Origin of the sequence: Streptomyces spiroverticillatus, from assembly GCA_014650415.1 — a bacterium.
In the GTDB taxonomy this organism is placed as follows: Bacteria; Actinomycetota; Actinomycetes; order Streptomycetales; family Streptomycetaceae; genus Streptomyces; species Streptomyces spiroverticillatus.
This window is the reverse complement of sequence record BMUX01000031.1, coordinates 1-14,786: the sequence shown is the minus strand read 5'-3', so window position 1 is coordinate 14,786 and position 14,786 is coordinate 1. Positions and strand designations below refer to the sequence as shown.

Annotated in this window: 12 protein-coding genes and 3 pseudogenes; 9 read left to right on the top strand and 6 right to left on the bottom strand. The window is 67.8% G+C overall.

Going from position 1 to position 14,786, the window contains the following annotated elements:
* The first annotated feature begins 172 nt into the window (after window positions 1-172).
* The 4 genes from IE269_RS40225 to IE269_RS40210 all read left to right on the top strand — a co-directional run bounded on the left by IE269_RS40225 (window position 173) and on the right by IE269_RS40210 (window position 2,897).
* Window positions 173-517: a hypothetical protein gene (locus IE269_RS40225; RefSeq protein WP_189828304.1), complete on the top strand. Its 345-nt coding sequence runs from the start codon at window positions 173-175 to the stop codon at window positions 515-517.
* A 137-nt stretch (window positions 518-654) separates the two neighbouring features.
* Window positions 655-1,908 (top strand): cobalamin-dependent protein, encoded by a 1,254-nt coding sequence (locus IE269_RS40220; RefSeq protein WP_229898583.1) that lies wholly within the window; start codon window positions 655-657, stop codon window positions 1,906-1,908.
* Window positions 1,909-1,916: 8 nt separating this feature from the next.
* Complete coding sequence (locus IE269_RS40215) at window positions 1,917-2,348, top strand: STAS domain-containing protein (protein WP_189828303.1); 432 nt, start codon at window positions 1,917-1,919, stop codon at window positions 2,346-2,348.
* A gap of 51 nt (window positions 2,349-2,399) precedes the next feature.
* On the top strand, window positions 2,400-2,897 hold the full coding sequence (locus IE269_RS40210) for a MarR family winged helix-turn-helix transcriptional regulator (RefSeq protein WP_189828302.1): 498 nt from the start codon (window positions 2,400-2,402) through the stop codon (window positions 2,895-2,897).
* Between the two features lie 96 nt (window positions 2,898-2,993).
* Here IE269_RS40210 and IE269_RS40205 read toward each other — a convergent pair whose 3' ends face one another.
* Window positions 2,994-3,860: a SigB/SigF/SigG family RNA polymerase sigma factor gene (locus IE269_RS40205; protein ID WP_189828301.1), complete on the bottom strand. Its 867-nt coding sequence runs from the start codon at window positions 3,858-3,860 to the stop codon at window positions 2,994-2,996.
* A 277-nt stretch (window positions 3,861-4,137) separates the two neighbouring features.
* Here IE269_RS40205 and IE269_RS40200 point away from each other — a divergent pair, with 277 nt between their 5' ends.
* The gene (locus IE269_RS40200) at window positions 4,138-4,803 is read left to right on the top strand and encodes a recombinase family protein (protein WP_189828300.1); all 666 of its coding nucleotides are present in this window, start codon (window positions 4,138-4,140) and stop codon (window positions 4,801-4,803) included.
* Window positions 4,804-4,870: 67 nt separating this feature from the next.
* Here the strand turns inward: IE269_RS40200 and IE269_RS40195 are convergent, their stop codons facing one another.
* The gene (locus IE269_RS40195) at window positions 4,871-5,074 is read right to left on the bottom strand and encodes a hypothetical protein (RefSeq protein WP_189828299.1); all 204 of its coding nucleotides are present in this window, start codon (window positions 5,072-5,074) and stop codon (window positions 4,871-4,873) included.
* A 679-nt stretch (window positions 5,075-5,753) separates the two neighbouring features.
* Here IE269_RS40195 and IE269_RS40190 point away from each other — a divergent pair.
* Together IE269_RS40190 and IE269_RS40185 are read left to right on the top strand one after the other, a co-directional pair.
* The gene (locus tag IE269_RS40190) at window positions 5,754-6,746 is read left to right on the top strand and encodes a reprolysin-like metallopeptidase (protein WP_189828298.1); all 993 of its coding nucleotides are present in this window, start codon (window positions 5,754-5,756) and stop codon (window positions 6,744-6,746) included.
* A gap of 707 nt (window positions 6,747-7,453) precedes the next feature.
* Complete coding sequence (locus IE269_RS40185) at window positions 7,454-7,864, top strand: hypothetical protein (RefSeq protein ID WP_189828297.1); 411 nt, start codon at window positions 7,454-7,456, stop codon at window positions 7,862-7,864.
* Between the two features lie 921 nt (window positions 7,865-8,785).
* On the opposite strand, the pseudogene IE269_RS40180 reads toward IE269_RS40185, so the two are convergent.
* From IE269_RS40180 to IE269_RS40165, 4 genes and pseudogenes are all read right to left on the bottom strand, one after another.
* A pseudogene (locus IE269_RS40180) lies at window positions 8,786-9,955 on the bottom strand (glycoside hydrolase family 27 protein); the annotation flags it as partial.
* A gap of 279 nt (window positions 9,956-10,234) precedes the next feature.
* On the bottom strand, window positions 10,235-10,534 hold the full coding sequence (locus tag IE269_RS40175; RefSeq protein ID WP_189828295.1) for a hypothetical protein: 300 nt from the start codon (window positions 10,532-10,534) through the stop codon (window positions 10,235-10,237).
* A gap of 66 nt (window positions 10,535-10,600) precedes the next feature.
* Window positions 10,601-11,803 (bottom strand): IS110 family RNA-guided transposase, encoded by a 1,203-nt coding sequence (locus IE269_RS40170; protein ID WP_189828294.1) that lies wholly within the window; start codon window positions 11,801-11,803, stop codon window positions 10,601-10,603.
* A gap of 393 nt (window positions 11,804-12,196) precedes the next feature.
* Window positions 12,197-13,392: pseudogene (locus IE269_RS40165) on the bottom strand (IS3 family transposase).
* Window positions 13,393-13,985: 593 nt separating this feature from the next.
* Between IE269_RS40165 and IE269_RS40160 the strand changes: the two are divergent.
* Both IE269_RS40160 and IE269_RS40155 read left to right on the top strand, forming a co-directional pair.
* Window positions 13,986-14,261 (top strand): annotated as a pseudogene (locus tag IE269_RS40160) (transposase); the annotation flags it as partial.
* A 248-nt stretch (window positions 14,262-14,509) separates the two neighbouring features.
* On the top strand, window positions 14,510-14,786 hold a 277-nt coding region (locus IE269_RS40155), incomplete at its 3' end, for a transposase (RefSeq protein WP_189828293.1).

Below are 14,786 nucleotides of genomic sequence, written 5' to 3'. Positions count from 1 at the left end.
GCCCAGGGTGTTGGGTCGGGAGATGTGCGTGGTGTACGGGCCGGAGCAGCTGCACGGGGCCCTGAGCTTGTTTTTTAACCGGCTGCTGCGCCCTCAAGGGGTGCGTGGTGTACTGGTCGGCCGTCCGGCTTGTTGATGAAGGCGGCGTGAGACAGAGCGCTACGGAGTGAGCATGTGGGATGGTCCCTTCTACCGAGTCAGACGTGACGGATACGAGATCTGCTTCGTGCCCGGTGCCGGGGAGGACCTCGACGAGGTCTGCAATGTGGACATGTGGGTCATCCGTGATGACGGCGATCGCTGGTCTGGAACCGTGTTCACTCTTGCCGAGGTGCACCGGATCATGGACCGTCAGCGGCAGGCTGGCGAACCAGAGGGCGACTACTGGTGGTGCTGGGATGGCCTCATCGTGCGCGACGCGGGTGTGCGGTCGATGGTCAAGGTCATCGACGGGCTCGTCGCCGCAGGCGAGCACGAGACAGTCCTTCGCCATGTTGGGTTCGAAGAGAACGCTTGATCTCGTTGACTCCCCGGCTGACCGAACGATGCCCCGAACGTGATCGCTTGTACGGGGATTCCGGGGACGTGAACACGGCCCCCGCCTGATCCCGTGCTCCGACCAAGAAGGCACTTGACCAGCGAAGGCCGTGGGGAATGAGACTGCTGCACCACGATGGCCGGGACGAGGCATTCGGCTTCACCTCCCACTTTCGGGAGGACGTCTACGGATGTCTGACCCGGCGTGCTGACACGCTGTTCGAGCTCTGCAACGCGATGCTCTGTGAGGACGGTCCGGTGACCTCGCCGGTCGATTTGAGGTTGCTGGCCGAGCACCGGCGTGGGCACGGCGCGTTGTACGACGCGCTCAACCAGGGCTGTATCGACGTGGACAGGCTGCGTAAGGCACTGGCCGTGCTGCCGCAGCCGAAGGCCGCCGACGGGCGCCTGGTCCTGGCGCTCCTCGATCCCGAGGCCGTTCTGCTGGACGTCATCGCCGTGGTGCAGGGCCGTGTCGGCGAGGAGTGGGCGGCGAACCGGATGAGCGTGGCCCAGGAGCACGCCGCGACCGCCATCAACGAGCGTGCCGTCGCGGCTCTGGCCGTGCACCCCGGCGCCCGCCGTAAGCCCAGCTTGGGCCGGGTCACGGTGGCGTGTGTGGACGGTGAGTGGCACGCGCTGCCCGCCCGCCTGGTCGCGGAAGTGCTGAAGCTGCGGGGCTGGCAGGTCGACTACCTCGGCGCCCAGGTCCCCGCCCCGCACCTGATCACGCACCTGCACCAGACGAAGGCCGACGCGGTCGCCCTGTCGAGTTCGATCGCGACCCGGCTGCCGACCGCGTACGCGGCGATCACCGCCTGCCAGGTCGTCGGCGTCCCCGTCCTCGTCGGTGGTGCCGCGTTCGGCCCGGACGGCCAGTACGCGAAGCTTCTGGGTGCCCAGGCGTGGGCACCGGATGCGCGGGCGGCGGCCGATCTGCTGGAGAAGGGGCCCTTGGCGGGCCCGGAGCTGGATCATCAGCAGATGGACGACCTGCCGCACCTGGAAGACCAGGAGTACACGATGGTCGCCCGCAACAACGACTCGCTGGTGCGTACCGTTTTCCACGCGCTGGAAGACGCGTTCCCCGCGATGCGCGGCTACGACGACATGCAGCGCGAGCGGACCGCCGAGGATCTCGCGCACATCGTGGACTTCCTGGCCACCGCCCTCTACCTCGACGACGAGGGCCTGTTCACCTGGTTCCTCGCCTGGACCGCGGACATCCTCAAAGCGCGCGGGGTCCCGAAGCAGTCGCTGCCGCCGGCCCTCCGCTTGTTTGCCCGGGAACTCAGGGACTTCCCCCGGGCGTCTCGTCTCCTGGCACGTGGCGTGGATGCGCTCACCGCCGCTCCGCACCCCGCCGCCTGAAAGAGCCGATGACCATGCCGCCCGCCGTTCTGCGCCTGACCACGGTCGATTCCGAGGACAGAGCGCGCATAGAGATCACCGGGGATCTCGACTACGACAACGCCGACCTCCTCCAGGAGGAGGTCACCGCCCTGCTCACCTCCCGGCCGGACCTTCAGGACCTGCACCTGCACTGCGCGCAGCTCGGCATCGTCGACTCCATGGGCCTGTCCATCCTGCTCATGATCAGACGACAGACCGAGGCCGCTCAGGTCGGCCTGCACCTGGACGAGCGGCCCGCGAACCTGGAGCGCCTCCTCGACGTGACCGGTACGCTCGAATACTTCACCGGGGCACCGCTGAGCGACGCCCCGCACGCGCACTCCCAGAGCGTGCTTCCCTCTGTGACCGAGGGGGAGGTACGAGCAGCCGGTAACACCAGACCGGACGGCACCACCTGAGCCTCTGCCCGGACCGATCACCGGGCAGCAGCACCCACCCGACGGGGAGTCATGTCCGCACCAGACGCCGCCCTCACCGACCAGGCCGCCTGCTCCGCCAGCACCATCGCCGAGCTCCTCGACGTGATGTGGGAACGGGCCAGAGAGGCGACCGCGGGTGCCACCGCCCCGATGTCGACCTCGCAGCTGCGGCTGATGTACGTCGTCGACCGCCAGGACGGCTTCCGCATGCGGGCCGTCTGCCACCAACTGGCCTCCTCACCGCCGAACGTGACCCGCATGTGCGACCGCCTCCAAGCGGTCGGCTTCCTGGAACGCCTTCCCTCGCCCGACAGCGGCCGCGAGATCACCCTGCGGCTCAGCCCCGCAGGCAAAAGCCACCTGCACCGCATCCGGCAGCAGCGCGAGAGCATGCTCCACGAAGCCATCACCCACATGCCCGCCGGCGAACGCCGCGCCCTCGCCCGGGGACTTGCCTCACTCGCCACCCAGCTCACCACCACCGACGGCGACCAGCCGGGCATACCCGCCGCCACGTCCGCCGCCTGATCTGGCAGAACGGGTACCCGTTCTGACGCGGCGGGCGATCGGCACGACAACGGCCCCGCACCCCAGAGGGGGTGCGGGGCCGTTGGGGCGTGAGGATCAGGCGTCGGTGAGCATCCCGGCCTTCAACTGCTTCAGGATGCGGGTCAGCAGGCGGGAGACCTGCATCTGCGAAATCCCCAGTTCCTGGCCGATCTCGGCCTGGGTGAGCTCCTGGCCGAACCGCATCGACAGGATGCGACGGTCCCGGTCGGACAACTCGGCCAGGAGCGGGGCCAGGGTGTGGAGGTCCTCGAAGAGCTCCATGTCCGGGTCCACGTCGCCCATGAAGTCGCCGTAGGACGCCGTCTTGCCGGTCTGCCCGTCTCCGGTGTCGGCGGGCAGATCCAGAGACCCGGCGGTGTACCCGTTGGAGGCCATCAGGCCGTCGATGATCTCGTTCTCCGGCAGGTCCAGGAGCTGGGCGAGTTCAGCGACGGTGGGGTCGCGGTCCAGGACGGTAGACAGCTGCTCCTTGGCCTTCGCGAGTTCGACGCGCAGTTCCTGGAGACGGCGGGGGACGTGGACGGCCCAGGTGGTGTCGCGGAAGAACCGCTTGATCTCTCCCACGATGTAGGGGATCGCGAAGGAGGTGAACTCGACTTCGCGGGTGAGGTCGAAGCGGTCGATCGCCTTGATCAGGCCGATCGTCCCGACCTGGATGATGTCCTCCATGTCACCGCTGCCGCGGTTGCGGAAGCGGCGGGCGGCGAACTTCACCAGCGACAGGTTCATCTCGATGAGGGTGTTGCGGGCGTACGCGTACTCGTGCGTGCCCTCCTCCAGGACCGTCAGCCGGTCCAGGAACAGACGCGACAACTCCCGGGCATTCTTCGGGGCCACCGTGGCCGGGTCCTTGATCTGCGGCAGCATCACCTGCTCGGTGCTCAGTTCCGCGGCTATGCCCTGCACTGCTGTCGTCGTCATGGTCCCCACCTCATTACCTGTCCGCCCCGTGCAATCTGGCCTGAGGGCACGCCTGCCCTCGAACAGCCGTCGCATGCATCTGGCAATACGGGGAATACGGGCGCCGCGCAGGTGGGGCGACCCTGGCACGTGCAACAGGATGGTCTTCAAAAAACCTTCGTTTTCTGAAGACCACTCCGCAGGGCCCGCACGGCCCCGCAGAGCCTTCAGAAACCCCTTCAAGAACCTGGGTCGTTCAACAACCGGCGACCACCGTTTTCTGACATGATCCGGGGCCATGACCCACCCCGTACCGGCCGAGCCCGGCCTCCTCGTCGCCGAACCGCTCGACCGCACCGACATCAAGATCGGATACGCCCGGGTCTCGACCAGCGGGCAGAAGCTGGAGCGGCAGCTCGACGCACTGACCGCAGCCGGATGCCGGAAGATCTTCGCGGACAAGAAGTCCGGCAAGAACGCGCTCCGCCCCGAACTGAAGGCGTGCCACGCCTTCCTCGACCCCGGCGACACCCTCGTGGTCCCCTCGCTCGACCGCTACGGCCGCAGCCTCCAGGACCTCATCAACATGGTCGCCGAACTCCGCACCCGCGGTATCGGCTTCACCTCACTGCACGAGAACCTGGACACCACCACCCCTGGCGGCCGGCTCGTCTTCCACGTCTTCGCCGCCCTGGCGGAGTTCATCCGCGAACTCATCGTCATCGGCACCAACGATGGCCTGGCCGCCGCCCGCGAGCGCGGCCGCATCGGCGGACGCCCCAGCGTCGCCACCGAGGAAGTCATCCGCGCCGCCCGCGATCTGCTGCCCGACCCCGGCCGCTCGATCACCTCGATCGCCAAGCTCCTGGGCGTCTCCCCGGGCACCCTCTACAACCACATCCCCGACCTGCGCGAGCTACGCCTTGGCGCCGTCCCCCGCCAAATCGAAGCGCCGACGAACTAGACCGGCTCCAGCAAGATCAATCTCACCGGCACTTTCTGTACGCCAACTACTCACACCCGTGGACCTGCTACTTGTCGGCGAGCCAGAACGCGAGGGCCCCCAGGGCAAGGGCGGTACCGAAGGCGGCCTGCGCGATGCGTACGAGAGATTCCTCCGGCCTCTGCTCCGTTCGCTGCGCCCATTCGCGCGCCGCAGCCTGTCGGCGCCCCATACGTTCGCGGGCTTGCCGGGCGGGAACGGCGGGAGCACTCATCACGGGCTTCATGTCCACGAGAACAACCTCAGACCCCTACGAGAAACGCCCTGCGGGCCAGCGATACCCGAACGGCACTCTCATGCACGTCAGTTGGTCTTCCTGGGGTCGCCAAGCCGGTGGGGCCGGGCGGCGCGGGGTGTCCGGATGGTGTGAACTGTGAAGATCGCCAGTAGGGGGAGTCCTCGCAGCAACGATTCGGCGGCCCTTTCGTTCACCAGGTGTACGACCGCTGGCCCGTTCCCTGGCTGCCGTACGCGAGAGGGGGCCCAAACCCATTGCGGCCCCCTCTCGCCCGGCCAGGCCGCTCGAAGACCTCGGCGAGCAGGGCAACCATCAGCACCGTGCCGCATCGCGTAGTGCATCGGGAGCGGCATCTTCAGACGGTCGACGAGGCGCAACCCCCTCTTCCCGCGACGGCATGCGTTTGCCCACGACGCACGAGCGGCAGAGGCATCGGGGGTTCCTCCGAGAACCCGCCGCAGAGAGCGCGGCGACGGAACCGCGGCCCCCACGGCGCGACTCCCGGCAGGCGCAGCGGTCGAGGCCGGGGAGCACCCCAACTCTCCCGCGGCGGGGAAGATCCAGCACCTGGCGCCCACATCTCCATGTCCTGACCCTGTCCGGGGTTCTGACGGTCTGCCCGTTTGGCGGACCACCCCGAGACGGACGTAGAACCCGGTGTTAGACAGATCACATGATCACAACGCTCTCGCCGGTGGTGACCAGTGCCACCACGGGGCTGATGCTCGCCGCTCTTGCCCTCGGCGCCGCCGTGCCGGGAGCGGACGTCAACGCGCACAGCCAACCCAACAAGTCGAAGGCCATGCCCCCGACGGCCGGGGTCCGAACACCGTGCCCAAGGATCGACGTGCTCGGTATCTACACGACGAAGGCCACGCAGGCTGTCGGCGGCAAGCACCGCATCTCGTTTGCGTCCCGGGCGATTGCCAAGCGCATGAACCGATCCCTCAAGCACAGCGGAATCTGCGGGAAGGTGCGGTTCGTCACTTCCTATACGGCCGCCTCCTACACCGGGCCCGAGACCTTCGCCGCAGCCTACCGACACCTGAAGAATCCTCACGAAAAAACGCTGGGCGCGCAGGCGCACAGACTGCGGGACCAGTACGGTGCGGACCTCGTCGTGCTGCTGATCGACCAGGAGCAGCGTGGCGGCGGCAAGGGCGACTACACCTCCACGCTGAGCCCCGCGTCCGACGAGTTCGCCTACTCCGTCGCCGACGTGGAGGGCATCGAGCGGGACTCCGTGAGCCACGAGTGGGGACACAACCTCGGCCTCGCGCACGACCGGTACACGATCTCCGCCGATCCTGTGGGCCGGATGCGGATCAGCACCACGCGTCCGTACAACACCGGGTGGATCACACCGGACGGCAGATATCGCACGATCATGGCGTACGAGAAGTCCTGCCTCTTCTCGTGCGAGCAGATCAGCCGCTTCGCCAACCCCGAGCAGACCTACAAGGGACAGCCTCTCGGCGACATGCTGAACGACAACGCACGGGTCCTGCGGGAGACCCTCCCGATCGTCGCCGGCTACCGGGACCGTCCCCCGGCGCCGCAACCCCCGTACGTGCCCCAGCAATGCACTGCGCACCCGTGGCGACTCGCGTGCTGGCTGCGCCTGCCGAACGCGCAACTCCCCGACACCTGGCTCGGCCTGCTGTAGCGGCGCCGATGAGCGGAGGACGTCCCGGACACAGGTCGGTGTCCGGGACGTCCTCGATCCGTACGGCCGGCAGCAGCACCTCCCCGAACGATGCGGCGTCACTTCCAGGAGTGGCCGGCCCGGGCCCGACGAGCGGCCGGTCTGCCCGACGACGAACGCCGTTCGCGAAATCTGACCGCACAGGCCTTCGTGCCCGGGGTGCTACGAGAGACCTGCCTGATATGCCTATCGGCCGAACCGGGCGATGGAGTGGCACCAGGCCCGCAACCGCCACCCCGATGAGGGGAGTTGAGTTTGCTCCGGCATGAAGGCTTCCGAAGTGCCAGAGCCGGGTCCCCGCCGGCCTTTGCTGAGTGCCTACTGGATCGAGCATGCACCAGCCTTCCTGGCCACCGGCTGGGCAGGCGGGCACCAAGTCCGGCACGTCCGCCAGCCCCCGCCCATGGTGAGGCTCTGCGCTGCCACAACCGCCGTGAGCGCCGTGGCCGCCCTGGCCTCGACGGCTCTCGCGCTCTGGGGGCAGTAGCCCTCCGGGCGGCACCGGAGAGTCGACCGATCGCTCCATCGCCCGACTTTCGAACCGGGGCAGGCCGCATCCCCCTGCGACCCCGCCCGCCCAACTACACTGTGTGAGCTTGTGATTACGCACGCATAGGTGCGGTGCGCACGAGCCGTTTCTCTCGTTTCCCATCGCAGACGGGTATCCCATGGCACGCCACGCAGCTTCCAAGTCTCCGCGCCACGACCTCCTCCAGGCCGGCCTCACCATGACGGTCGTCGGCACCGTGCTGGCGGCCGGGTCGGCCGCCGCACAGGCAGCTCCACTGCCGCTTCCTGCGGGTGCCGAGCAGGCGCTCGACGGTGCGGACGCTCCGTCGGGGTCGGTGATCACTGGCACGCTCATGCAGGCGACAGCCAGCGGGTTCGGTCCCATGAAGAACATGAGCCTCAATCCGGTCGCGGGCACGGGGGTCAATCCGCTGGACAACACCGTTGGGACTCAGGTCGCTGACTTCAAGCCGGTGGACACCGGGGTGCTGACGCGTCCCCTGGCAGACGGAGGTGCGGTCAAGGATCTGCCCGTGGCGGGAGTGGTGACATCGGTTCTGCCTGGATGACGCGCTGCTTTACGCGATGCGCCGGAACCTGTCGGGGCGGGCCCGCCGGTCGGCGTGGAGTCGCACGGCCCCCGGGGGCGATCTCGTCCTGGCACTGCGCCTGACACCCCGCGGCGGATGAATCCGCAGACAGGCCGGGCCGACCGAGGAGGGTGGCGGTCCCCGCAGGATGCCCTCGGGGACCTGCCCCCATTCTACCGAGGCTGAGCGAAGGACGCCCAGTGGGCACATGGTCCGCGCCCGGGCTCGGGTGGGCGGCGGCATCGGTACTCCCTTCGTCCCTGCACGGCAGCCGGTGCCACCCGATCTCGCCGAACGGGCGGAGGCTGCCGCAGGGTGTGCTCCGCGCCTCCTGGGGTACTGCCTGAACCGGAGAAGCCGGCCGCGAATTCTCGCAGCGCGATTCCCGGTACGTCCGGTCCGCTGTTGCGCGGGGGTGTGTCGCGACCGAACTGCCCACGGCGGCCGGGCCATGATGATGACCTGCTGGGCGGTGGCCGTATCCCCGGTCGGGAACGATCCACCGTCACCGCCCGGCACTTCCCCCGCGGCCCGCGCTGGTGTTGCAGTCCGGGGCGCTGCTCGCCCCAGCGGACCGCAGTGCGGCTTCACTGGATTCTTGGCAGCTGCGGAGACTGGGGAGTGACCCATCAGGAAGGGGCGCCCTGCGACGACGTCCGGAACATGAGCGGCCGTTGCTGTGGCCGCAGCTGCGAGGGGCCTGCCGGGTAGGCACTCGAACGCCGTCCTGAGCGGACGGGTCGCAACGCCGCCCAAGGCCCCCTGGCGGCATCCCCTCGGCAGGAAGCCGCTGCGACACCACGAGCCCGACCGGCCCGAGGGACGTGCTGCCGCGAAGCGGAGACAGCACGGCGCGCGAAGCGGGACAGCACGGCGGTCGACGGCCCGGTGCTACGGACGAGGTGACCTCGAGAACTCTCTTTCAGGTGTCACCTGCAGCAGCACAGTGCCATGCCCGGGCACCGTCGCGGCAAGAGCACCCACCGTGTGCCGTGTCGTCCTCTGCCACAGGTCGCGCACCCGGTAACGAGGGGCAGAAGGCAGCCCGATCGCCTTCGTCGAGGAGACGATGCGCCGTGGAGTGCCGGTCTCGTTGAAGAGTGCAACGGCACGGCTGCCGTCAGCCAGCTGCTTGACCACCACCCACCGGCCGTCCTCCTCCGCCACCACGATGCCCTGCTTGCCGAGCCTGTCCTGGTCGACTGCGACGACCTCCTTGTTGGACAGGATGGCGAAAGTCTTCGACGTGGCCACGCGCAGGTCGGTACCGATGAGGAGCGGAGCGGCCATGACCGCCCACATCGAGAAGTGGGTCCGGTACTCAGTGTCCGTCATCCCCCCGTTGCCCACCTCCAGCATGTCGGGGTCGTTCCAGCCGCCGGGACCCGCGTACTTCGCCAGCGGCAAGTTGTGCTTCATGATGCTCAGCATCGAGGCCCAGTTGTCCTTGATGTCACGCGTGGTGCGCCATATTTGTCCGATCTCTCTGCCCCACCTCCAGGGACGGTACGATCCCCACTCGCAGAGGCTGTAGAGGATGGGACGCCCGGTCTTGGCCGAGGCAGCCTTCAAGGCATCGCGCATGGCCGTGAACCGGAGCATGTAGTCCACCCCCTGATTGTTGCAATTGTCGTACTTGAGATAATCGACTCCCCACTCGGCGAACTGCCTCGCATCGCTGTACTCATGACCCATCCCGCCAGGCATCCCAACGCTGTCGCAGGTCCTGGTGCCCGCGCTGCTGTACAACCCGAACTTCAGCCCCTTGGCATGAATGTGATCCGCGACCTCCTTGATCCCGTGCGGAAAACGGACGGGGTCCGGCACTAGCTTGCCCGCCGCATCCCGTTCCGGCATTGCCCAGCAGTCGTCCAGATTGACGTACTCGTACCCGACGTCCCTCAGGCCCTTCGCGATGATGATGTCGGCGATCCCCTTGATCATCGCCGCGTTGAATTCGGTTCGGCAGTGGGTGGAGTTCCAGTTGTTGAACCCCATGGGCGGAGTGAGGGCGAGGTCACCAGGCTGCTGCGTTCCTTGCTGCGGCGGGAGTGGGATGGCAGATGCCATTGAAGTGACCAACGACCCCATGCAGAGCAGCGGCGCAAGAAGTAGGACAACCGGGCGGGCAGTCAGGCAGCGTGCGCGTACGCGCCGAGCCGAAGGGAACACGAGCGGACTCCTCGACGTCTGCTGACGGCCCTGCAGACGGGTGGCCTTGCAGAGACGAATGCCAGAAAAGATCTACCCGCCCGTGTCGCCCCGGCCCCGAAGTCGTCCACAGCTTCACCGGTTCGCCGCAACACCTGCCTGGTAGACGGGCGTGTTCGGGGGGCCCTATCTCTTTGGTCAAGCCGTGTGGGCGCCTGAGGGGCCCTCGGTGGAAGCGTCAGTCGTATCGGCTCCGGCGTATCCGTAGGTCCAGCCGGCGGCAGTATCGGGGGCCGGGATGGCTTCGTAGATGTGCCAGGCAGCAGGGTTTCCAGGTGTCTGACCCCGGCCGCCGCGAGCACGAAGGCGTGCGGGTGGAAGCCCGTCCTGATCGAGCTGAACGATTTTGGTCCGTCCGTTGAACGGGCCGCCGGTCACCTTGATGCCGACGGTGTTGTTGACCACCTCGCCGGCGAGCCAGCGGTGGATGAGTTTCATGTGCTCGGAATTCTCGGCCCCCATCTCCGAAGCTGATCACGCACCTGTCCGTAGGACAAGAAGGTCTCAAGTCGCTGCGGTGGTCCGGGATTCGTAGAAGGTTCCGTCGCGGAGCATGGCGAAGAGGACATCCGCTCGTCGTCTGGCGAGGCAGAGCAGGGCCTGGGTGTGGTGCTTGCCCTGGGCGATCTTCTTGTCGTAGTAGGCCCGGCATGCCGGGTCGCCCAGGGCGGCGAACGCGGAGAGGAAGAAGGCCCGTTTGAGCTGCTTGTTTCCTCTCCTGGAGGGCTGTTCGCCGCGGATCGAGGACCCGGAACTGCGGGTCGCGGGGGCGAGTCCTGCGTAGGCGGCGAGGTGGCTGGCGGTTGGGAAGGTGCTGCCGTCGCCGACCTCGATCAGGATGCGGGCTCCGGTCCTGACGCCGATTCCCGGCATGGACGTCAAGACCTGTGAAAGAGGGTGAGCCTCCAGGAGTTCCTCGATCCGCCCGGCCAGCAGCTTGCGCTGGTCAAGGACGGCGGCCAGCGATCCGGCCAGGCTCGGGACGATCAGCGTGGCCGCCTCGGTGCCTGGAACGGTGACGGTCTGCTCGTCCAGGGCGGTGAAGATCTCCTCGACCAGCCGCTCGGCCATCCGTGGCGCCTTCGGCCGTAACAGCGTGACCAGCCGCCGCCGTCCGGCCTTGCGGATCTGGGCCGGTGACCCGAACCGCTCCAGCAGAGCGAGGACGGCCGGGTGCTGCAGCCGCGGCCCCAGCACTCGCTCCAGCGAGGGATGGATCTGGGTCAGCAGGCCGTGAAGCCGGTTGGCGACCCGGGTGGCCTCGCCAGCCAGGTCGTCGTCGAAGCCGACGATCATCTCCAGCTCGGCGATGGTCTCGTCCTCGCCGTCGATCGCCCGCAGCGTGTGAGGCATCACGCGGGCCGCGTCCGCGATGATGAACGCGTCCTTCGCATCCGTCTTGGCCTCACCCGGGTAGAGGTCGGCGATCCGCCGCATCGTGAGCCCCGGCAGGTAGGCGACCGGGCAGCCCATGTCGCGGGCGACCGCCAGCGGCAGCGCGCCGATCGAGGCCGGCTGGTCGACCACGACCAGCACCGTTCCGTGCTTGGCCTGCAGCTTGGTGAACAGCTCGCGGAGCTTGGGTTCGGTGTTGGGTAACCGCTTGTCGAAGGCCTTCTTGCCGGCCGGGGCGACTGCGGTGGCGTGGTGTTCGCCCTTGCCCACGTCCAGGCCGAGGAACACGTCGATGTCACTCGTGTCGATCACGGGCGAGCCCCTCCGGTCACGCTTTCGTCCGGCCTTGCCTCGGCACCGAGCTGCCACACCCACGTTACGGAGAGCTCTTCCGGCTCGGGTGAAGCCGGTGCTCAAGCCCCTCATCAGCGGTCCGTCGATGCCTCCGGGCCCGGTGACACCACCCCCCGGATCATCAACAACAAGGGGGGGGAAGTCATGCCGGACCCGAAGGCCGGTAGCCCCATTGTGGAGCCACGAAAAAGGTAACGGGGGGGGCAGCACACGCCGCCGTACGACCCGGCGGGCGACGGCGAACTAGCCTCCGATCCCCCAAAGTCGACGTTCAGCTTGACCCGCCCGTCGCCGGTCACCTCGGTGGAGATCTTGGGCCTTCCCCCGTGAAGGTGGGCACGCGGTTATTGATCACGCGGCGAGTGTGAGTTTAGCGGTGTGGTGTCGGCGTTCGTATTCGTCGGGACTGAGGTGGCCGTTGGTGGAGTGCCGGCGGCGGGTGTTGTAGCGGGTCAGCCAGGCGATGACGGTCCGGCGGCAGGTGGTGGTGTCGCCGTAGTCGTGGGCGCCCTGGAGGGTTTCGCGTTTCAGGGCGGCGTGGAAGCTTTCGCAGGCGGCGTTGTCGGCGCTGGCGCCGACCGCGCCCATCGACCGGGTGACCTTGAGCTGGTCGCAGAGGTCGGCGTAGGCCCTGGATCCGTACTGGGCTCCGTGGCCGGAGTGGAAGACCGCTCCGCCCAGCGAGCCGCGGGTGCGCGCGGCCGTCCGCAGGGCGTCGGCGACCAGGTCCGTGCGCATGTGATCGGTGATGGACCAGCCGACGATCTTGCGGCTGAAGCAGTCCAGTACCTTCGCGAGATAGAGGAACCTCCCTTCTTGGAGCGGGAGATACGTGATGTCGCCCATGAGCTTGCGCCCGGGTTCCGTGGCGGTGAAGTCCCGGCCGAACAGGTCTGCGACCTGCCCGGATGCCGGATCGGGGACCGTCGTGCGGACGCGTCTGCGCAAGCCGACCCCCGGTGATGGAGAACGTCCGCATGATCCGTGCGACCCGCTTCTCGTTGACCGCGTGTCCCTTCTCGCGGAGCTCGGCGGTGACCCGCGGGGAGCCGTAGGCGCCGCCGGACTCGCCGTGGATCTCACTGTTCTCTTCGGCCAGGACCCGGTCCTTCTGTTTCCGGGCAGCCCTCGCCTCGGCGCCGGCGAGCCACTTGGAGTAGCTCGACCGGTTGACGTCCATGACCTGGCAGAGCCGCTTCACCTCGTAGGTGGCCCGGTGATCGTCAACGAACTGGAAGCGGCTGCTCACCAGTTCGTCTTTCCGGCGAAATACTTGGCCGCCTTGCGGAGAATGTCCCGTTCGGTGGCGAGCTTGCGCTCACTGGCCTCGAGTTCCGCCACCCGGGCCTCCAGCCGCCGGAACCGCTCGTCCGGGGGCCCGCGGCGGCGACGCCGCGGCGTGCGCGGTCCCGCAGCACCCACTCCCGCAGAGTCGCCCGGCTGATACCAAGGACAGTGGCGATGCTCTTGTACGTCGCCCCGGGTGTGGACTCGTACAGGGCCACAGCAACGGCCTTGAACTCGCCCGAATAATCCTTCAGCGCCATCGGCGGGCTTCTCGCTTCCTCCGCTGTGACCGCCGATGCGGCGCTGCTGCGCTGCGCTACACCAACAAGCACCACGGGCGGGAGCGACGCCGCGCCGACAGACGTCCGTGCTGCAGGGGCTGGTGCCGCATTCGTCGCCGGATGAAGCGAGGCCTTCTGGAAGGGGTCCCCGTGTGCCGATGATGCTGTCGCCTGTGGCACACGGGGCTTTCCTTTTTCCCCTACCGGTCCACGTGGAGCACCCGCGCGGACCCTCAGCTTGGCCGAACACGCCTGACGGGTGCTTGTGTGCTCGCGTAGGGAGGCTGGGTTTCACCCGACCGGTCTCATGCTGCGGGTTGCGGGCTGGGATGCACCCAGTCCCGTGGCGGGCAGCGTGAAGGGACGGATGGCCGGCGCCGTATTGCTCCCGGGGTCACGTGCACCTGGTGCGCTAGGGGTGTTCTGTGCCGGTTCTGCCAGGGGGAGTGATGGTGTCCCGCCGAGTGGTGTAGCGGATCAGTAGCCGGGAGTGCGCGGGCGTTTGCCCGGGGCGCACTTCCACGGGTAGGTTCCGCTCCCTGAACAGGGGGTGGGCCACCGCGTAACTCTCCTTGGTCGCCGCGACGATCCGCACGATCTTCACCCAGCCCACCGCCGGCCTCGTGCGCTCCCAGCTCGACACCGTCGCCGACATGTTCGGGCAGCAGTTCCCCAAGGTGAGGGCCATGCTGCTGGAAGCGAAGGAAGACCTGACGGCATGCGCGGACTTCCCGCCGCGGCACTGGAAGAAGATCCAGTCCACGAACCCGCTGGAACGTATCAACCGGGAGATCAAGCGCAGGACCGATGTCGTCCGGGTCTTCCCCAACGACGACGCCCTGCTGCGGGGTATTCCCGCGGGGCGGTGGGCTTGTCCTGGGGGCTGTCGCGCGAGTGGCTGGGCGGTCTTGGGCAGGCCGGGGTCGGTGAGCGGGCAGGGGTGTGTGGCTGCACCTGGACCACCACCGCGGCCTGACGGGGCGCCAGGTCTCAGAGGGCGTTAAGTCCCGTTCCTAATGATGTGGTGTCGCTCGTTCGTGGGTGATGGGGCGGTTCCGTGCCCATGTCATGTCGTGCGCATGATGAGGTCGCGGGCATGGAACGGATGCCGTACGCAACCGACTTGTCCGACGAGCAGTGGGCGTTGATCGAGCCGCTGGTCACCGCGTGGAAGCAGGAGCGTGTGGCGCGGTCGGCGACCGGGGACCCTGGCTCCTGCGACCTGCGTGAGGTAGTGAACGCGCTGCTCTACCAGAATCGGACGGGCTGTCAGTGGCGGCTCCTGCCACACGATTTCCCGGCCTGGTCGGCGGTGTTCTACTACTTCACTCTGTGGCGCCAGGACGGTCTTGACCAGCGGATCCAGGAGATCC